The organism is Streptomyces globisporus (genome assembly GCF_003501885.1).
Taxonomy (GTDB): Bacteria; Actinomycetota; Actinomycetes; order Streptomycetales; family Streptomycetaceae; genus Streptomyces; species Streptomyces globisporus_D.
The window spans coordinates 23,297-42,146 of record NZ_QWFA01000040.1 but is presented as its reverse complement, the minus strand read 5'-3'; the positions used below and the strand labels follow the sequence as shown (position 1 = coordinate 42,146).

General features: G+C 71.4%; 18 protein-coding genes and 1 tRNA gene. 9 read left to right on the top strand and 10 right to left on the bottom strand.

The annotated features are described in order from the left end of the window. Both D3105_RS10085 and D3105_RS10080 read right to left on the bottom strand, forming a co-directional pair. A partial coding sequence (locus tag D3105_RS10085; protein ID WP_118902357.1) for a transketolase family protein occupies positions 1 to 849 on the bottom strand: 849 nt, incomplete at its 3' end. 34 nt (positions 850 to 883) lie between these two features. Further along, the gene (locus D3105_RS10080) at positions 884 to 1,621 is read right to left on the bottom strand and encodes a transketolase (protein WP_118902354.1); all 738 of its coding nucleotides are present in this window, start codon (positions 1,619 to 1,621) and stop codon (positions 884 to 886) included. Positions 1,622 to 1,746: 125 nt separating this feature from the next. On the opposite strand from D3105_RS10080, the gene D3105_RS10075 reads away from it, so the two are divergent. After that, positions 1,747 to 1,820: transfer RNA gene (locus D3105_RS10075), tRNA-Pro, on the top strand. Between the two features lie 146 nt (positions 1,821 to 1,966). Here D3105_RS10075 and D3105_RS10070 read toward each other — a convergent pair. Then, on the bottom strand, positions 1,967 to 2,155 hold the full coding sequence (locus tag D3105_RS10070) for a hypothetical protein (RefSeq protein ID WP_118902350.1): 189 nt from the start codon (positions 2,153 to 2,155) through the stop codon (positions 1,967 to 1,969). A 410-nt stretch (positions 2,156 to 2,565) separates the two neighbouring features. Here D3105_RS10070 and D3105_RS10065 point away from each other — a divergent pair, with 410 nt between their 5' ends. Next, positions 2,566 to 4,293 carry a SpoIIE family protein phosphatase gene (locus tag D3105_RS10065; protein ID WP_240646857.1) on the top strand — a complete coding sequence of 576 codons (1,728 nt, stop codon included), beginning with the start codon at positions 2,566 to 2,568 and terminating at the stop codon, positions 4,291 to 4,293. A 22-nt stretch (positions 4,294 to 4,315) separates the two neighbouring features. Here the strand turns inward: D3105_RS10065 and D3105_RS10060 are convergent, their stop codons facing one another. Further along, positions 4,316 to 5,497 (bottom strand): serine hydrolase domain-containing protein, encoded by a 1,182-nt coding sequence (locus tag D3105_RS10060; protein ID WP_118902347.1) that lies wholly within the window; start codon positions 5,495 to 5,497, stop codon positions 4,316 to 4,318. A 236-nt stretch (positions 5,498 to 5,733) separates the two neighbouring features. Between D3105_RS10060 and D3105_RS10055 the strand changes: the two genes are divergently transcribed. Together D3105_RS10055 and D3105_RS10050 are read left to right on the top strand one after the other, a co-directional pair. Then, positions 5,734 to 6,240 (top strand): GNAT family N-acetyltransferase, encoded by a 507-nt coding sequence (locus D3105_RS10055; RefSeq protein ID WP_118902344.1) that lies wholly within the window; start codon positions 5,734 to 5,736, stop codon positions 6,238 to 6,240. A gap of 147 nt (positions 6,241 to 6,387) precedes the next feature. Further along, positions 6,388 to 8,454: a phosphocholine-specific phospholipase C gene (locus tag D3105_RS10050; RefSeq protein ID WP_118902341.1), complete on the top strand. Its 2,067-nt coding sequence runs from the start codon at positions 6,388 to 6,390 to the stop codon at positions 8,452 to 8,454. Positions 8,455 to 8,531: 77 nt separating this feature from the next. On the opposite strand, the gene D3105_RS10045 is transcribed toward D3105_RS10050, so the two are convergent. The 3 genes from D3105_RS10045 to D3105_RS10035 all read right to left on the bottom strand — a co-directional run bounded on the left by D3105_RS10045 (position 8,532) and on the right by D3105_RS10035 (position 11,178). Next, on the bottom strand, positions 8,532 to 9,431 hold the full coding sequence (locus D3105_RS10045; protein ID WP_118902363.1) for a DUF2510 domain-containing protein: 900 nt from the start codon (positions 9,429 to 9,431) through the stop codon (positions 8,532 to 8,534). Between the two features lie 89 nt (positions 9,432 to 9,520). Beyond that, positions 9,521 to 10,213 (bottom strand): response regulator, encoded by a 693-nt coding sequence (locus D3105_RS10040; protein ID WP_118902338.1) that lies wholly within the window; start codon positions 10,211 to 10,213, stop codon positions 9,521 to 9,523. A 2-nt stretch (positions 10,214 to 10,215) separates the two neighbouring features. Next, positions 10,216 to 11,178, bottom strand: coding sequence for a HAMP domain-containing sensor histidine kinase (locus D3105_RS10035; protein ID WP_118902335.1), 963 nt, complete (start codon positions 11,176 to 11,178; stop codon positions 10,216 to 10,218). A gap of 280 nt (positions 11,179 to 11,458) precedes the next feature. Here D3105_RS10035 and D3105_RS10030 point away from each other — a divergent pair, with 280 nt between their 5' ends. From D3105_RS10030 to D3105_RS10010, 5 genes are all read left to right on the top strand, one after another. Then, positions 11,459 to 11,746: a DUF3040 domain-containing protein gene (locus tag D3105_RS10030; protein ID WP_118902332.1), complete on the top strand. Its 288-nt coding sequence runs from the start codon at positions 11,459 to 11,461 to the stop codon at positions 11,744 to 11,746. Between the two features lie 123 nt (positions 11,747 to 11,869). Beyond that, positions 11,870 to 12,610 carry a FadR/GntR family transcriptional regulator gene (locus D3105_RS10025; protein WP_118902330.1) on the top strand — a complete coding sequence of 247 codons (741 nt, stop codon included), beginning with the start codon at positions 11,870 to 11,872 and terminating at the stop codon, positions 12,608 to 12,610. A 202-nt stretch (positions 12,611 to 12,812) separates the two neighbouring features. After that, positions 12,813 to 13,580: a (Fe-S)-binding protein gene (locus D3105_RS10020; RefSeq protein ID WP_118902327.1), complete on the top strand. Its 768-nt coding sequence runs from the start codon at positions 12,813 to 12,815 to the stop codon at positions 13,578 to 13,580. After that, positions 13,577 to 15,157, top strand: coding sequence for a lactate utilization protein B (locus tag D3105_RS10015; protein WP_118902324.1), 1,581 nt, complete (start codon positions 13,577 to 13,579; stop codon positions 15,155 to 15,157). The genes D3105_RS10020 and D3105_RS10015 overlap by 4 nt, the downstream gene beginning before the upstream one ends. Further along, the gene (locus D3105_RS10010; protein WP_118902321.1) at positions 15,154 to 15,786 is read left to right on the top strand and encodes a LutC/YkgG family protein; all 633 of its coding nucleotides are present in this window, start codon (positions 15,154 to 15,156) and stop codon (positions 15,784 to 15,786) included. The genes D3105_RS10015 and D3105_RS10010 overlap by 4 nt, the downstream gene beginning before the upstream one ends. A 19-nt stretch (positions 15,787 to 15,805) precedes the next feature. Here the strand turns inward: D3105_RS10010 and D3105_RS10005 are convergent, their stop codons facing one another. The 3 genes from D3105_RS10005 to D3105_RS09995 form a co-directional block, all read right to left on the bottom strand. Further along, positions 15,806 to 17,734, bottom strand: coding sequence for a DUF2264 domain-containing protein (locus D3105_RS10005; RefSeq protein ID WP_118902318.1), 1,929 nt, complete (start codon positions 17,732 to 17,734; stop codon positions 15,806 to 15,808). A 95-nt stretch (positions 17,735 to 17,829) separates the two neighbouring features. Further along, the gene (locus D3105_RS10000; RefSeq protein ID WP_118902315.1) at positions 17,830 to 18,225 is read right to left on the bottom strand and encodes a hypothetical protein; all 396 of its coding nucleotides are present in this window, start codon (positions 18,223 to 18,225) and stop codon (positions 17,830 to 17,832) included. 100 nt (positions 18,226 to 18,325) lie between these two features. Further along, entirely contained in the window at positions 18,326 to 18,805 is a 480-nt protein-coding gene (locus D3105_RS09995; protein ID WP_118902312.1) for a DUF309 domain-containing protein, read from the bottom strand. Between the last annotated feature and the right edge of the window lie 45 nt (positions 18,806 to 18,850).

Below are 18,850 nucleotides of genomic sequence, written 5' to 3'. Positions count from 1 at the left end.
GTGGGCCGCGAGGTGCTCCTCCATCTGCCCGTACCGCCGCAACTCGGCGCGGCCCACCCCCAGCCCGAGCACCCGGTGGGGCAGATCCATGAGTGCTTCGCCCGCCGCGGCGGAGGAGGTGCCCGCGAGATACGGCTCCACGACCACCACGTCCGCGGTCGCGGCCGCGCCGGCGGCTCGGCGTACCCCCGCCGCGTCGAAGGGCCGCACCGTCGTCGCGTACAGCACGGTGACGTCCAGCCCCTCGCAGGCGGCGAGCACGTTGTCGAGCATGGGGCCGACGGCGATCACGGTCCCGCGCCGCCCCTCGCGCACCACGGAGAATCCGGACCCGCCGTCCACCGGCCGCGCCTCCCGGTTCTCCTGGAGCGAGAGGCGTACGTACACCCGGTCGTCGCCGGTCACCGCCTCCCGCAGCAGGGCCTCGGCCTCGTCCGGATGGCCCGGGACGTGCACCCTCCAGCCGTCCAGCGTGTCGAGCAGGGCGACATCGCCGGGTGCCATATGGGTGAAGCCTCCGGCAGGCCAGTCGTACGAGCCGGCGGCGCTCACCAGGATGCCGCCGACGCCCTGGTGTCCGAAGTCCAGCTTGACCTGCTCGAACGGTCGCTCGACCAGGAAGCTGGCGAAGGTGTGCACGATCGGCCGCATCCCCGTCAGCGCCAGGCCGGCACCGGCTCCGACCAGCAGCTGCTCCCGGATGCCGACGTTGATCACCCGGTCCGGGTGGGTGCGCCGGGCCGGGGCGAAGCCGTCGGCGCTGATGTCGGCGAGCACGACGGCCAGCCGTGGCTCCTCGTCCAGGAGCTGCGAGGCGGTGCTGATGAATCGGTCACGCATGGTGTGCATGAAGGGTCCCTTCCGGGTTCTCGGTCCGATGCGGTCAGTTCTTGGGTTCGACGCGGGCGACGACGGCCAGCGGCCTGCCCGGGTGGGGCGTGATGAACGCCTCGTACAGGGCCTCGTGGTCGCGGCCGTCCACGGTCACCGCGTCCCATCCGGCGGACGCGAAGCGAGAGGCGATCCCGCCGGGCCAGCCGTGGGTGGCGGACGCGTTGTCGATCACGAGGGTGTGCAGCTGTTCGAGCCCGGCGGGGCCCGCATGGGCGATGGCCTCGTGGTTGCTGCCCTCGTCCAGCTCGGCGTCGCCGATCAGGACCCAGACCCGGGGGTCGGTGAGGTCCTGGGCGCGCAGCCCCAGCGCCGTCCCGACGGCGAGCGGCAGCCCGTGCCCCAGGGACCCGCTGCCGATCTCCGCCCCCGGCACCAGCAGCCGGTCCGGGTGGTGGCCGAGCGGCGAGTCGTACGACCCGAAGCCGGGCAGCAGCCCCGCGTCGAAGAAGCCGTGCGCGGCGAGGACCGCGTAGTAGGCCATCGGCCCGTGCCCCTTGGACAGCAGGAAGCGGTCCCGCCCGGGATCGTCGACCGTGTTGGGTGTGATGCGGAGCACCCGGTTGTAGAGGACCCACAGGGCGTCGAGCGTGGAGTGGGCGGCGGGGGCATGCTTCTCCGCCCCGGTCATCAGGGCGATCAGCCGGGGCAGATCCCGGAAGTCGGGCGGGGGTACGGGCGTGGGTGCGGCCTGGCGGTCGGGGGCCGGCGCGGCTGTCGTGTTCGTCATGGCCCGAGCGTTCAACATCAACCATGGTTGAGGTCAAGCGGGAATGGTGTTGGTGACCACCTGCTGGAGTGCGGTATTGTTCTCATGCGCGTTCGGCCAGGGGAAACCCCAGGTCAGGCGGGCAACGGGACGTGGCGCAGCTTGGTAGCGCACTTGACTGGGGGTCAAGGGGTCGCAGGTTCAAATCCTGTCGTCCCGACTGGAGACAGTCGTCGACCGAGGGCCGGTTTCGGAGCAATCCGAAACCGTCCCTCGATCATTTTCGGGGACCAGTTGGGGACCATGTGAGGTCCCGGCCCCACGTCGGACGCCCGCCGCGAGGGGCAGGCCTCCGACGGGTGGGGATCAGTCCTGGGGAGCCTCTTCCCGGCCTTCGAACATGCGGCGTGCGACAGCGCCCTCGTCGTCGATGAGTCCACCCTCGGCCGGGGGAAATGCAGCACCGCAGTGCTCGCACAGCGTCCCCGTCCCTGCGGGGGTGCCGCAGGCCTTGCAGAACCGCTGTGCTCCCTCTTCCTCCGATATCGCTGTCATGGTCCTCCTTCGTCGTGGGTGGCTGCGCCTGGTACCCCTACACGGCGAGATGACGCAGCTGCGGCTGGAGTCACCCGAAACCTGACAACCGGTGGGCGGCCAGAGCCTTCGTGATGCCGCGGAGAAGCGGGCCGGAACGATCCGGTCGCGGGTCCGCGACGTCACCGGCGCGGTGTCGGGGCCTGAGGGGCGAGCCCGGGTGAGGACTTCGCGCCCGCGGACATGTGTGAGAAGTTGTCGTTCGGTCCTCGTGGCCGGTTGGTCGGCGGCTGTTCGGACGGAAGCAGCTCTTCTCGACGACGCCCATCGTTGTGCTCACTTCCTTCATGAGCTCGCCGACGGGCCGTGAGGGGGTGTGCCTCCGTCCCGCCGGTGCCTGCGGGGCCAAATTCCGAGGCAAGGGAGCAGACGTGGGCGACGGTGTACGCGCATCGGTCCAGGTTGTCGTTGAGCACGAGCTGGCCACTGTGCTGGACCGTTTGGACGTTGGCGTGTTCGCGCTCGACGGCCAGGAGCGGATCGTCTGGGCCAACGCGGCGTCCTTGGCCTTCCTGTCATGTTCCGCCCCGGAAGTCGTCGGCCGGGACCTTCGCGCGGTGCATCACCCGGACAGTCCGCAGGTGCCGTTGCCCCGGACGTACGGCAAGGGCGTCGGGACTGCGCTCGCCCCGCCCGGGGACCGGACGTGGCTGGCGCGGGGCGACGGGTCGCCGCTGGCCGTGCGGTGGTTTCCCCTGCCGCTCCGGCCCGAGGCCGAATGCGGTGTGCGGCTGCGCGCCTTCGACACCGACGAGGAAGCGACGAGAAGCCGCTCCGCCGGACGGGCCGTGTCCACGCGGGCCCTGTCGGAGAGGGACCGGCTTGCCCTGCTTGCGGACACCACCGCCCAGCTGATCAACAACATCGACGTGGACGAGTCCCTGCGCCGAGTCGTGAGGCTGATGCTGCCCCGACTCGCCGATTGGGCCGTCGTCGACCTGATCACCGAGACGGGCGCGGTGAACCGGTCGCTCGTGGTCTATGCCCACACAGGCGGACTGGAGGTGCGTGAGGATCTCCAGGGGCCCATGCCCCCCGTGCCCGCTTCCTCACCCATGCCTCTGTCCAAAGCCCTGCGCGGGGTGGCCTCCACCCTCGCCGGACCGAGGACCTACGACGTACCGCCCGACACCGCGGTGGCGGTGGAGCAGCGGAAGCTGTTCGCCGCGACCGGCATCGAGACGGCGGTCATCGCCCCCGTCAAGGGGCCGAGCGAGGTCCTCGGCGCGATCACGCTGGGGCGCACCACGGGCGAGGAGCCGTTCACCCCCGCCGACCTGGGCCTGCTGGAGGACATCGGCCGACGCGTCGGCATCGCCCTGGAGAACGCCCGGCATTACCAACGCCAGCGCCAGATCGCCGCGACGATGCAGCGCTACCTGCTGCCCCAGCTTCCCCGGCTCACCGGGGTGGAGATGACGGTGCGCTACCTTCCGGCTCCGGACGCCTCCCACGTCGGTGGCGACTGGTACGACGCCTTCGCCCTTCCCAACGGCGACACCGCCCTGGTCATCGGCGACGTCGTCGGTCACGACCTGGAGGCCGCCGCGGGGATGGCCCAGCTGCGCAACATGCTGCGCGCCTACGCCTGGGCGCAGGACGATGCGCCGCACCGCACCGTCGAACGCCTGGACCGGGCCATGGGCCACATCACCGATGTCTCCATGGCCACCCTGGTCCTGGCCAGGCTGACCACCGACCCCGCCGGACGGCGGGGCCTCCGCTGGACCAACGCGGGCCACCCGCCCCCACTGCTCCTCGATTCCGCCGGCGGTGGGCGGTTCCTCGACGAAGGCCGAGCGATTCTCCTCGGAGCCTCCGCCGACCACCCACGGTCCGAGGCGCTCGTCGACCTGCCTCCGGGCTCGACGCTCCTCTTCTACACCGACGGCCTCATCGAATCCCGCCGCCAGCCCCTGGATATCGGCCTGAAGCGGCTGAGCGAAGACGCCGCCGAGCTGAACCCCCGGCAACTGGACGATTTCGTGGACCAGTTGCTCGCACGGTCACGGCCCGCCGACAACGATGACGACGTCGCCCTGCTCGCCATCCGTATCCCGAGGGCACAGGATTCCGCTCCGGAGGCCTTCGCCCCCTGAGGGCGTCCGAAGGGCGGACGCCTCAGTTGCAGAACGCTGCGTCCGTCACGGACATGACCGCCTTCGCGCTCTTCTCCGCATCGCTGAAGGTTCCGGGGAGTGCGGTCACCGCCAGGCCTACGGAGCGGCCGTCGTCGGTGGCGCCGCCCCGGGTTTCGTAGCCGTCGATGTCGCCGCCGTGCCCCCAGTAGGCGCCACCGCAGCTCAGCGGGATGCTGAAGACGCCGAGGCCGTAGCGCCACCCGGGCATGAGCGGCGCGTCGACCGTCTTGCGCATCTCGGCCAGCTGTTCGGGTGCGAGGAGCTTCCCGTCGAGGAGCAGGCGGGCGAACTTCGCGAGGTCGCTCGGCGTGGAGATCATCTGGCCGGCGGCTCCGCCCCAGGAGGGGTCCATCCGGGTGGCATCGACGACCTTGCCGTTCTCCAGGCTGCTGAGCGCGTAGCCGCGAGCATGGGGCTTGGGGACGGTCATGTCCCCGGGCTGCGGCCAGGACGTGTGGCGCAGCCCCGCCTTCCGGATCACGCGCTCGGTGATCTGCTCCTGCACCGGCCGCTCGGTGACCTTCTCGATCAGCATGCCCGCGAGCAGGTAGTTGGTGTTGCTGTACTTCCACTGCGCGCCCGGTGCGAATTCCGCCGGGTGGGCCAGAGCGGCGGCGAGCAGGTCATGCGGCTGGAAGAACTTGTGCTGGATCCTCGCGAAGTCCTCCAGTCCGATGTGTTCGGTGTAGTTGGGAAGGCCGCTGGTGTGCTGCAGCAGTTGCCGCACGGTGATCTTCCGGCCGTCGATCCCTTCGCCCCGCACCACTTGGGGCAGGTACGTCTCGATGGGCTCCTCCAGTGCGACCTTGCCCTCGGCCACCAGTTGCAGGACCACGACCGCGGTGAACGTCTTGGTGTTGCTGCCCGCCCGTACGTAGCCGTCGTGCGGGACGGGAACCTGTTCGTCGAGCCGCGCTGACCCGGAGACGAGCGAGGAGGTACGGCCGTCCTTGCGGACCCACGCGAAGGCGGCGGGGAACCTGTCCTCGCTCACCAAGGCGTCGAGGCTCTTCTGGAGGGCCCTGTCCTTGCCGCCCCGCCCTGGCGTGTCCTCGGAAGGATGCGCCACGGCGCCAACGGTGGTGACAGACCCCACCAGGTATGCCGCCGCTATGACCAACAGGCTTTTGCGCAGCTTCGACACAGTCGTCTTCGGTGTCATCAACACTCCCTGATATGCGTTCCGGCACGGGAAATCCTGCCGGGGACCGCAGGGAAGATCAGTAGCGCCGACCCCCGAATACCGGCGGGGGCGGGCCCCACGGCGCAGGTGTACCCGACGACACCGGGGTGGCCCGCCCTGCCGGGTACGCGATCGAGATCCAGCCGTTGCGGGAACTGCTCGTACCGGGGCACCGGTTGTAGTTCGCGGTGAGCCCATGGGCCAGAGTGGGGTCCATGTCCACCACCTACGCGACCATGCCGTTCCACCTGGAGACCGAGCGCCTGATACTCCGGCCGTGGGTCAAATCCGACGCCGCCGCATTCTGTGACCTCCTCGCCGAACGCGGCGACGGGAAGCCCCCGGTGGAGCGCATCCGGACGTCCATCGCGGAGTTTCTCGCCACGACGGAGACCACCGGGATCGCCCTGCTGCCCATCCAGCGCCGCGAGGAGGGTGACTTCATCGGGTACTGCGGACTGATCATCGGCCGCACCACCCTGGAGGAGCCCGAGATCGCGTACGAGCTGTTCCGGCATGCGCACGGGCGCGGTTACGCCACCGAGGCAGCCCGCGCCGTACTCGAAGCCGCTGCGGCGACCGGGCGCACACGGCTCTGGTCGACCGTCGGCACGTGGAACACCCCGTCGCTCCGGGTGCTGGAGAAGCTCGGATTCCAGCGGGATCACGTCTCCACGGAGGAGAACGGCGAAGTGGCCTGGCTCACACGCACGTTGCCGTGAGGCGACGTCGCACGTGCCGGGCGTACCGCCGGCGTTAACCGATGCGTCACGGCCTCTTCCGTTCTGTTCGGTTCTCTTGGAACATCCTGTTCGCTTCTGTTCCCCAGACTTCCACCCGTTCCCCACACTCCAAGAGGCCCCTCACTCATGGCAGATATGAATCGGCGCCGCTTCTTCCGGATCGCCGGTGCGACGGCGGGATTCGCCGCCTTGTCGGGCAGCATCGACCGCGCCGCCGCCATCCCCGCCCACCGCGCCTCCGGGACGATCAAGGATGTCGAGCACATCGTCGTCCTGATGCAGGAGAACCGTTCCTTCGACCACTATTTCGGCGCGCTGAAAGGCGTCCGGGGGTTCGGCGACCCGCGGCCCGTGACGCTGCCGAGCGGGAAGTCCGTCTGGCACCAGGCCGACGCGGTGGGCAAGGAGACCCTGCCGTTCCACCCCACCGCCGACGACCTGGGGATGCAGTTCCTCCAGGGCCTCAACCACGACTGGGCGGGCGGCCACCAGGCGTACAACGACGGGCGTTACGACCGGTGGATCCCGGCCAAGACGCCGACGACGATGGCCTACCTGACCCGGGACGACATCCCCTTCCACTACGCGCTCGCCGACCGCTTCACCGTCTGCGACGCCTACCACTGCTCGTTCATCGGGGCCACCGACCCCAACCGCTACTACCTCTGGTCCGGCCACACCGGCAACGACGGCACCGGCGGCGGTCCCGTCCTCGGCAACGAGGAGCGGGGGTACGGCTGGACCACGTACCCCGAGCGGCTGGAGGAGGCCGGGATCTCCTGGAAGATCTACCAGGACATCGGCGACGGCCTGGACGGCCCCGGCGGCTGGGGCTGGATCGACGACGCCTACCGGGGCAACTACGGCGACAACTCGCTGCTGTACTTCGACAAGTACCGCAACGCCCAGCCCGGCAACCCGCTGTACGACAAGGCGCGTACCGGTACGGATGTGGCCGCCGGCGACGACTACTTCGACGGGATCGCCGCCGACGTCAAGAACGGGAAGCTGCCGCAGATCTCCTGGGTCGCCGCCCCGGAGGCCTTCACCGAGCACTCCAACTTCCCGTCGAACTACGGCGCCTGGTACATCGCCCGCCTCCTGGACGCTCTGACGTCCGACCCCGAGGTGTGGAGCCGCACCGCCCTGTTCATCACCTACGACGAGAACGACGGCTTCTTCGACCACGTCGTACCGCCCTACCCGCCGACCTCCGCGAACCAGGGCCTGTCCACGGCCGACACCTCCACCGAGGTGTACGCGGGCGGCTCCTCGTACGGCCCCGGCGTCTACGGGCTCGGGCCGCGCGTCCCGATGCTGGTCGTCTCGCCCTGGAGCACCGGCGGTTACGTCTGCTCCGAGACGTTCGACCACACCTCGGTGCTCCGCTTCATGGAGCAGCGCTTCGGGGTGCGCGAGCCGAACATCTCTCCGTGGCGGCGTGCCGTCTGCGGCGATCTGACCTCCGCATTCGACTTCGCCCGTACCGAGCCCGCCCCCGGCGACCTGCCGGACACTGCCGCCTACGAGCCGCCGGACCGCGAACGGCACCCGGACTACCGGCCCACCCCGCCCGCCGTCGGCTCGATGCCGAAGCAGGAGCCGGGCAGCCGGCCCACCCGGCCGCTTCCGTACGCCCCGTACGTCGACGGCGCCGTCGACACGCGCACCGGGAAGATCGCGCTCACCTTCAGCCCGGGGACGGAGGCCGGCGCGCAGTTCTACGTCACCTCCGGCAACCGCACCGACGCCCCGTGGACGTACACCGCCGAGGCGGGCAGGACGATCGCGGACGCCTGGAACTCCGCGTACTCCGGTGGCACCCACGACCTCACCGTCCACGGCCCGAACGGCTTTCTCCGTACGTTCAGGAGCCCGGGTTCGACCGCCGGCCCCGAGGCCACCGCCCGGCACAACGACGGGAGCGGCAACCTCGACCTGACCCTCACCAACCCCGGCGACACCGAGGTCCGGCTCACGCTCGCCAACGCCGCCGCCTACGGGGGAGCGGAGCAGACGGTCACCGTCCGGCCCGGCGCCACGGTGTCGCGCACGATCGACCTGCGGGCCGGCAAGCGCTGGTACGACGTGTCCGTCACGGCCGAGGGCGACCCCGTCTTCCTGCGCCGCTTCGCCGGTCATGTCGAGACCGGGGCCGCCGGGGTCAGCGACCCCGCCACACTCACCGGCTGAGGGCGGGAGCGGCGGGGAAAGCGCAGAGGGCGGGGCCCGGTCCGGGTCCCCGCCCTTGTCCGTACCGGCGGAGAGGGTCAGACCTCGCCGCCCGTGCCCCCTTCGCCTACGGACGCGGCCTTGATCCCGCCCGTGATCTCGTCCAGGACGGACAGCTTCGGCGCGTCCTTGTTGATGTCGAACCCGGACCGGACCACGACGAGCATGTTCTTGGAGACGGGGGAGGGGAACACCAGCGATTCCACGTAACCGTCGTCGCCCTTCTCCGTCACCACCTTCCAGCGCACGACGTACCCCTTGCCGCCCGCCACCGTCACGGCCTCGGACTTCAGTTCCTCGTGCGAGGTGATCTTCCCGTAGCTCTTGCCGCCGTAGGACTCCGTGGCGTTGACGGTGATGTCCTTCTTCGCCGCCTCCTCCGGGGTCCCCGCGGTGAGCTTCATGGCAGCCGCCGGGGCCGAGAACACACCGCCGCGTACACAGGTCTCGGCGGTGTCGCCGGGGCACGCGTGCTCACCCGTCGTCAGCCCGGCGCCGACCGCCCCGGATGTTCCCTTCCACCCCTTGGGCACCGGAAGGCTGATTCCGCCGGCCAGGTCCGTCGCGAAGCCCGGCTCGGTCGGCGGGAGCTGTTGCTCCGGCCCCTTGCCTTCGCCGTTCCCCTCGCCGCCCCGGCCGCCGTCCTTGTCGCCGCCTTCCGGTGCGCCCGGCAGTTCGGGGGCTCCGGACGGGGTGGAGGCCGCGGTGTCCGGCCGGCCGCCGCCACGGTCCTCGCCCAGCATGTGGACGCCGCCACCGATGGCGGCGAGCACCACCACGCCGACCGTCACACCGACGCCGATGCGGATCCCGCGACGGCGTGCCGCAGCGGGCGACGCGCGGACATGGCCGGTCCACTGCGCTCCGTCCCACCAGCGTTCCTGAGCGGGGCCTTTGCCTGAGTGCCCGGGGTCTGGATGCCAGCCGGGCGGGGTCATCTGGGTCACGGGGGCACCTTATGCGGATCGGGTGAGAATCACATGAACCGACCGCACGTGCTCCGCCGGTCCCGGGCAGGGGCGATCGATCAGGGTTCGATCAGTCCCGCCCTGATGGCGTAGCGGGTCAGCTCCAGACGGTCCCTGAGGCCGAGCTTCTGGAGCAGGTTGGCGCGGTGCCGCTCCACCGTCTTGACGCTGATGACGAGCAGCTCGGCGATCTCCTTCGAGGAGTTGCCCTCGGCGACCAGCTTGAGGATCTCCTCCTCGCGCTCCGTGATGGCCCGCGCCGGCAGGTCCTCGCCGTCCTTGGCCCGGGCGAGGAAGTTGCGGATGAGCGCCGTCACCGCGCCCGGGTAGAGGAACGGCTCGTCGCGCATCGCCGCCCGACAGGCCTCCACCAGGTCCCGGTCCGCGACCGACTTGAGGACGTACCCGGCGGCCCCCGCCTTCAACGCCTCGAAGAAATACTGCTCGTTGTCGTACATCGTGAGCATCAGGATGCGCAGGCCCGGCATGACCCGGGAGAGTTCGCGCGCCGCCTGGAGGCCGGTCAGGCGGGGCATCGCGATGTCCAGGATGACCAGGTCGGGCTGTTCGCTGCGGGCCATCTCGATGGCCTCGGCACCGTCACCGGCCTCGGCGACGACGGTCAGGTCCGGCTCGCCGTCGAGGATGAGCCGGACTCCACGGCGTACGAGGGCGTGGTCGTCCGCCAGCAGGATGCGGGTGGGGGCGGCTGCGCCCCTGGCGGGCGTGGCGATGGACGGTGAGGCGGGCATGGTCACTTGCTTCCGTTGCTTGCGTTCGGGACGGGCACATCGAGACGTACTTCGGTGCCGCCCTGCGGCCCGGGGCCGAGGGAGACCTCGGCGCCGATCAGCAGGGCGCGTTCGCGCATACCGCGCAGGCCGGCCCCCTCGGGGGCGTCACCGAGACCACGGCCGTCGTCGCGGATGAGCAGCTCCACCCCGCCCGGGCTCCGCCGCAGCGAGAGTTCGAGGTGGGTCGCGCGGGCGTGCCGGACGGTGTTAGTGAGGGCCTCCTGCGCGATCCGGTAGGCGACCAGCTCGGCCTCCGCGCCCAACTCCGGCAGGTCCTTCTCCATCCGGCGGCGGATCGTCAGCCCGTCCGGCGTCGGGGTCTCGGTGATCAGCGCCGTCAACGCGCTCACCAGGCCCAGTTCCTCCAGCACTCCCGGCCGCAGTCGGCGCGCGATCCGGCGGATCTCGTCGAGTGACCCCCGGGTGATCTCCTGAACCTGCCGCAACTCCCCACGCAGCGGCTCCGGGGCCTGGTCCGCGACCCGCTTCAGCTCCAGCAGTACCGCCGTCAGGGTCTGCCCGACCTCGTCGTGCAACTCCTGCGCCACACGGCGGCGCTCGGCCTCCTGGGCGGAGAGAGCACGGGCACTGCTGGTTGCGCGCTCGGCCTCCAGCCGGTCCAGCATCGTGTTGAACGTCTCGATCAGCGCGGCGATCTCCCCGTGCCCCGCGACCTCGGGGCGCGGGCTCGGGCGCAGCAGATCGGTTGTCGTCATCGCACGGGTGACCCGTTGGAGCGGGAAGAGGCCGAGCCGGAGGAGGGCCGCGTTGGCCGCCAGCATGAACGCGATGCCGCCGGTCAGGATCATGGCCTCGGTCAGCAGGACCGGGGTCGAGACGGTGATCGGCCCGAGCAGCAGCAGGGCGCCTGCCGCGACCAGCACGGCGGCGTTGAGCAGGAAGATCCGCCAGAACAGGGACAAGGTCGAACGGCTCCTTCGGAGGGTCGGTTCGTACGGTCGCGCTGACAGGCTCCACTATCGTCGCTGCGACGGGGCGCATACCGTCCGCCCGCCTCGTCGGGGCGTCCGCCCTCGTCTGCATGGTGCGCACCCCCGGATATGGGTGCTGTCCCTGATGGCCCCCGGAGGCCCTCCCCGACGACCATGAGGTCCAGGGCCCCGGCGGGCCCTGCCCCGTGCCGCACCGCGGGGACCGGGGCTTTGAGGAGCCGAAAGGTTTCCGTACCGGGAGGGAGACACCATGCCCACGTACGACGAGCGGTTGCGCGATCTGGAGGAGCAGCTGCGTCACGACGATCCCGGGTTCGCCGAGGCAATGTCCGACGGGACCCCGCGCTCCCCGCGCGAGTACCGCCGCCGCAACGCCTGGCTGTGGCTCGCCGTCGGACTCGCCGCTCTGGGCATGGGCATCGCCGTGGGCCACGGTCTCCTCATCGCCGCGGGCCTGGTCCTGTCCGGAGCGGCGGCCCAGCTCTTCGATCCGCAGCGCGGACGTCTGCACGGGCGGGACATCCCCAGTACGCGATAGTCCGCCCTTCGCCCTCAGCACCCGCCGAGGCGGTCCTCGGCTCCCGCCGGCTCTGTGGTCCGACCACATGCTCCGTGTGACATAGGCTGCATGTCCGGATCCGGCCGAGGCAGGGAGTGACGGATGCCCGTCGAATGGCAGCCCGTGCAGCAGTCCCGTACCCATGAGCTCGTGCTCCGCAGCATCGAGGAGCGGGTCTTCGCCGGAGAGCTCCGGGCCGGTGACCGGCTGCCGCCCGAACGTGAACTGGCCCCGGTGCTCGGCGTCAGCCGCTCCGCCCTGCGCGAGGCGCTGCGGGTGCTGGAGACCATCGGCGTCCTGGTGGCCCAGCCGGGCCGGGGGCCCGACGCCGGGGCCCGGATCGTGCGCAACCCGGACGACGCCCTGGGCCGACTGCTCCGCCTGCACTTCGCCCTCGGCAGCTACAGCCTCCACGACGTCCTGGAGGCCCGGGTGGTCCTGGAGCGGTCCAGCTTCGAGGGTGCCGCCTGCCACGCGCCGGACGAGGACCTCGACGAGGCGGAGGAGCTGGTGGCGGGCATGGCGGAACCGGGGATCGGCGTGAGCGCCTTCAACGATCTGGACACCCGCTTCCACGTGCTCATCGCCCGCAGTTCCGGCAACGCCCTGACGTCCACCCTGACCTCCGCCGTACGCGAGTCCGTGCGGCCGCTGGTCCTGCGCGCCCTGGAAGCCGCCGATGACTGGCCGGCCACCGCCCGCGCCCTCAACGCCGAGCATCGGACGCTTCTCACCCTCGTACGGGAGGGGAGCGGCCCGGAGGCCGCGGACCTGGTGGAGTGGCATATCCGCGGGCTGCACGGGACGTTGGTGGAAGGCCCCACCGGCCCCGCCGCTCCTTAGAGGGCCAGAGGCTGCCCGGCCCGGCCCCGGCCGACTTCCGACCGCGCCACGCGCTCCCGACCACGCCACGCACCGCCGGGCGTTCCCTTCAACGGCCTGTGCCTAGTACGGTCCGACCACAGAGACCTCATAGTGAAACCCGGCGGACACGGACCAGCTCACCCACCCCGACCGCCGCGGCGCACCCGACCGGGGAGGCCCCATGCGCATCGGACTCTTCGCCACCTGTCTGGGAGACACGCTCTTCCCCGACGCGGTGAAGGCAACCGCGATCCTGCTCACGCGCCTGGGCCACGACGTGGTGTTCCCGCCTGAACAGACCTGCTGCGGGCAGATGCACATCAACACCGGCTACCAGCGTGAACCCGTGCCCCTGGTACGTAACTTCGCGGACGGGTTCGGTGACGCCTCGATCGAGGCGGTCGTGATGCCGTCGGGCTCGTGCGCCGGTTCCGTCCGGCGCCAGCACCGGATCGTCGCCGACCGCTACGGGGACGCCGCGCTCCGCGCCGGAGTGGACGCCGTCGCCGAGAAGACGTACGAGCTCTCCGAACTCCTCGTGGACGTCCTCGGCGTCACCCGGGTCGGCGCGTACTTCCCGCACCGGGTGACGTACCACCCCACCTGCCACTCCCTGCGGATGCTCCGCGTCGGTGACAAACCGCTCCAGCTCCTGCGCGCGGTCGAGGGCATCGACCTCGTCGAGCTGCCCGGAGCCGACTCCTGCTGCGGCTTCGGCGGCACCTTCGCGCTCAAGAACGCCGAGACGTCCACCGCGATGCTCCACGACAAGACGGACAACATCACGGCCACCGGGGCGGAGGTGTGCACCGCCGGGGACTCCTCCTGCCTGATGCACATCGCCGGCGGACTCTCCCGGATCCGGTCCGGCACCCGCACCCTGCACCTCGCCCGGATCCTCGCCGCGACCCGCACCACGCCCGACGTTCTGACGGAGGCCTCCGTATGAGCACGTTCCTCGGCATGCCCGCCCCGCCGCCCCGCTCCCCGTACGGCACCGGAAACCTCCGCGGTGACCACTCCTTCCCCCGCGCCGCCCACGACGAACTGGGCAACGACCAGCTCCGCCGCAACCTCGGCCGCGCCACCGGCACCATCCGCGCCAAACGCCTGAGCGTCACCGGCGAAATCCCCGACTGGGAAGCCCTGCGCGACGCCGGCTCCGCCATCAAGACGGACACCATGAACCGGCTCCCCGAGCTGCTCGAACAACTGGAGCACAAGGTCGCCGAGCGCGGCGGCACCGTCCACTGGGCGCGCGACGCCGCCGAGGCCAACGCGATCGTCGCCCGCCTCGTGAGGGCCACGGGCAGCGACGAGGTCATCAAGGTGAAGTCGATGGCCACCCAGGAGATCGGACTCAACGAGCATCTGGAGTCCGTCGGCATCACCCCGTACGAGACCGACCTTGCCGAACTCATCGTCCAGCTCGCCGACGACAAGCCCTCGCACATCCTGGTCCCCGCCATCCACCGCAACCGGGACGAGATCCGGCGGATCTTCCTCGACCACATCCCCGGCGTGGACCCGGACCTGGACAACGTCCCCGCCCACCTCGCCGCCGCCGCGCGCGGCTACCTCCGCGAGAAGTTCCTGACCGCGAAGGTCGCCGTCTCCGGCGCCAACTTCGGTATCGCCGAGACCGGCACCCTGGCCGTCGTCGAGTCCGAGGGCAACGGCCGCATGTGCCTGACCCTGCCCGACACCCTCATCACCGTCATGGGCATCGAGAAGGTCCTCCCGCGCTACCAGGACCTGGAAGTCTTCCTCCAGCTCCTGCCCCGCTCCTCGACGGGGGAGCGGATGAACCCCTACACCTCGCTGTGGACCGGAGTGACGCCCGGCGACGGTCCACAGGACTTCCACCTGGTCCTCCTCGACAACGGGCGTACCGCCGCCCTCGCCGACGCCATCGGACGGACGGCCCTCAACTGCATCCGCTGCTCCGCCTGCCTCAACGTCTGCCCGGTGTACGAGCGGACCGGCGGTCACGCCTACGGATCGACCTACCCCGGGCCCATCGGTGCCGTCCTCACCCCGCAACTGGCCGGCATGCACGCGGCGAAGGACGACCCCAACAGCTCCCTGCCGTACGCCTCCAGCCTCTGCGGAGCCTGTTTCGACGCCTGCCCGGTCAAGATCGACATCCCCTCGCTGCTGGTGGAACTGCGCCGCCAGCACACCGAACAGACCGGCGTCACCCCGGAGAAGCTGGCGATGAAGGCAGCCGCCGCCGTGATGCGTCGCCCGGGCCTGTACACCGCCGCACAGAAGGCGTCCGCGCTCGGCCGGGTCGTCGCGGGGCGCGACGGGACCATCTCACGGCTGCCCCCACCGCTGAGCGGCTGGAGCGACAGCCGCGACACCGCTGCCCCGCCCCGGGAGACCTTCCGCTCCTGGTTCGCCTCCGACGAGGGCCGGGCCGCCCTGCGGTCCGCGGCGAGCGAACAGAACAGCGACCGCATCGGGGAGAACGGCGAGCAGGCCGAACGGAACAGCGCCCACAACGGGGAGGACGCGACATGACCAGCGCCCGTGACACCGTCCTGGGCCGGATCCATGACGCCCTCGTGCTCGCCCCGACACCCACCGTCGTCGTCCCGCGCGCCTACCGCACCGGCCGTGCCCTGCCCGACGACGCACGCCTCGACTTGTTCACCGACCGGCTCCTCGACTACAAGGCGCGCGTGCACCGCTGTACGGCGGACCGCACCGCCGAGGTCATCGGCGAAGCCCTCGAGGGGCACGGTGCGCGGCTCATCGGCGTGCCGACCGGTCTGGACGCGCGCTGGCTCACCGCGTACGACGGCGAGGTGCGGGAGGACCACCCCGACGTCCCGCCCGCACAACTCGACACCCTGGACGCGGTGGTGACGGCATCGGCCGTCGGCTGCGCCGAGACGGGCACGATCTTCCTGGACGGTTCGCCCGGCCAGGGCCGCCGGGCGCTGTCCCTCGTCCCCGATCTGCACGTGTGCGTCGTCGACCTCTCCACCGTCGAGGCGGGCGTACCCGAGGCGGTGGCACGCCTGGTGCCCGAACGGCCGACGACGCTGATCAGCGGGCCGTCCGCCACCTCCGACATCGAGCTGGAGCGGGTGGAGGGCGTACACGGCCCCCGCACCCTGGTGGTGGTGATCCGCACCGACGCGTAGGGCGGCCCCGGGGGCGCCCCTACCCGTGATCGACCGTCACCGTGCCCCGGCCGAAGGCGATACGCGTCCGCGCGCCGTCCTCCGCCCAACGCACGGTGGCCGTGTCACCGGCCACCTCCACCCGGTCCACCACCTCATCCAACGCCCCGTCCTCGGCCTCGTCCGGCAGGGCGGCTTCCGGATCGGCGGTGAGGGAGGCGAGGGCGACCAGAACCGCCGTGCCGGTCACCTCGGCGCCGAGCCGGGGCACGGTCGCACGGCGTGCGAACGCCGTTCCCTGCGGGGCCCGTACGTCCTCGGGCACCTCCCACCCGTACAGTCCGCGCAGCAGCGAACGCACCGGACCCTCCGGGTCCGTCGCCCAGCCCGTCAGCTCGGCCCGCGCCCCGTCCGGCGCGCCCAGCACCCGGTGCACCCGCAGTTCGTTGCGGCCCCGCGCCACGGTCACGCTCTCCACCCGCAGCCCCGGGACGGTGGACGGGCCCGCCGGGAACACCGGCAGATGCCAGGAGGCCGCCCAGCCCCAGTCGTCGCCGTGCCCGGACCCCAGCGGACGGATACGCCGCCGGGCGCTGCGCGCCCCGCCGACCGTCACCGAGAGATGGTTGTCCGCCGTGTTCTCCGCCGAGGTCGGCCCGGTCACGGTGGAGTACGCGAGGCGCGCGTAGTGCGGGTCCTCGTCGGCAGCCGACTCGCCCTCGTCCGGGCGGACATGGTCGCTGCCGTGGTTGTGCAGCCGCACCACGCCGTCCGCCCCCGTCGACTGCACCAGAAAGCCCGCCGCCGGGACGGACAGCACCCGGTCGGGACCCTCGCTCGGAGCCGCCTCCTCCGGCGACGCCCACAAAGGATGCCCGTCCGGGGACAGGAGACCCACGAAAGCCTTCGACGCCCAATAGGGCGACGCGGGGCCGGAATAGGTCTGCAGCGTCGCCGCGTGCGGCCCGTGCCAGCCGAGGCTCAGCAGCCCGTCGTTCCCGACCGCTCCGCGCTCCAGGAAGTACCGCAGCGACCCGCTGACCACGCGCCGGGAAGCTCCCGGGGTGAGCGGCGTGTGTCCTGTCACCGCGCCCAGAGCAACCCCCGCGCTCGCCGCGAAACGGTAGGTCAGCGAGCGCCCGAAGTGCAGCGGGGCCCCGTCGCCGCCGAACATCAGCGAGAAGCTCTCCAGATGCTCGCGCAGCCGCGCCCCGTGGTGCGCCGACGCCTTCTCGTCGCCCGCCAGATGGGCATCGAGCAGCGGATACAGGTGCAGCGCCCAGCCGTTGTAGTGGTCGAAGGCGCGCCCGTCCCCGTCGGCGTACCAGCCGTCGCCCCGGTACCAGTGCTCCAGCAGCGCCGACGCCCGCTCCCGGGCCCGGACCGTCACCGCGTCGCCCCGGCCCACCGACTCCAGGAACCCGGCGACGGTGTATGGGAAGAGGTACCAGTTGTTGCCCGCCGGAACATGCCGCAGCGCGCCCCGCAGCCACTGCTCCGCCCGGTCCTGTACGTCGGATGCCAGCCGGTCCCAGAGCCAGGGCCGGGTGAGCCGCAGGCCGAGGGCCACCGACGCCGACTCCACCATGGGCTGTCCCTGCACATGGTGGTCGAGGATCAGCGGCCAGGACTCCGCGTCGTCCCGGCCCGGCGTCCGCGTACCGGCGTCGAGGCCGTCCGCGTACCGCTCCAGCAGACCGTTCGGGTCCTTGCCGCCCGCCCCCGCGACCCGAAAGCCGGCCGCCAGGAACGTACGCGCGTATCCCTCCAGGCCGTCGGAGCGGGCCCCCGAGTGCGATGGGGGCCCGGGCAGGTCGAGCCGGGCGCCGCCCGGCGTGGCCCACTTCCAGGCGGCCTCCAGCATGCCGTCGGCGGCCGCCTCCCAGTGGGCGCGGGTGTATCCGGTGTACGGGCTCGACGTGCGGTCTTCCGGAGGGAGTCCGAAAAGGTCACCAGCTGAGGCGTTCATGCGTGAATCCTGATCGAGTGATCAAGGAGGGTCAATGGATCGATCAGGGATGGCCTCAAACGATCAAACGATCAGGACCGGGGTCGGGATCGGGATCAGGGAAGGAGCAGCCAGTCCGTTCCCACGGCGGCCAGCAGCCCCGCTCCCAGCAGCCAGCTGGCCAGCCGGGTGCGGCCGTTCCTGCTCAGCTCGATCATCACGCCGCACAGGATGAGCGCGAGCCCGTAGACCCCGACGACGAGCACCGACGAACGGCTCGCGATGCGCAGCGCGAGCACGACGGCCATCGCGGCCATGCCCAGCGCGGAGAGCACGATCCGCAGGCGCCGGGCCTGGCGCGGGGTGAGTCTCTTCCCGCTCCGACCTTCCGGTGCGTCGAGCGCGTCGCCCTCCGCACCGGCCGCCGCCGCGGCGGTGTCGGCGTCGGCGGCGTCGGCTATCGGAACGTCGGCTTCCCGGCGCTGGTCCTGGTCCTGGTCAGAAGTGCTCATGGAGCCGGATCGTAGTAGCTGTACGGACCCCGGGTTCGCGGACCCGGATCTTCCGGTCGCCTGGCTGTTCCCTTGCCCCGCCCCGGCGCCCCCCTTCGGGCTACCCCCGCAGGCGGGGCGCCTCGGCCGTCGCGTCCACCGTCGGGCCCGACTCCACCCTGGCCGCCAACTCCCGTGCCCAGTCGGACAGCGCGGCGATCTCGATCCCGTACGGCCCGGACCCGGCGAACGGGGCGAGCGCCCCCGCACCCCGGCGCAGCAACCGCGCACCGCCCGCGGTGTTGCCCCGAGCGGAATGGGTCAGCCCCACCGCGAGCTGGGCCAGCCCCCGCCAGAGTTCGCGTTCGTCCTCCGGCCCCGACTTCCAGGCGTCCTCGAAGACCTCGTGCGCATGGAACGGCATCCCCGCGTCCAGCAGTCGCTGCGCCTCCGCGAGCGTCTCCGCAGGCGTGCGGACGACCCCCTCCGGCTGTCGTTCGACGCCCGGTGTCCCGTACGGCAGGGGGCGCCCCAGTCCGTCACGGGGGCGCGCGTTGCGCGCCCGGCCCTCGGCATCACGGTCTCTGCGGGTCTCGTTCACTACTCGATTGTGCCCCGCACCTGCAAGGAATCGTGCGAACCCTGT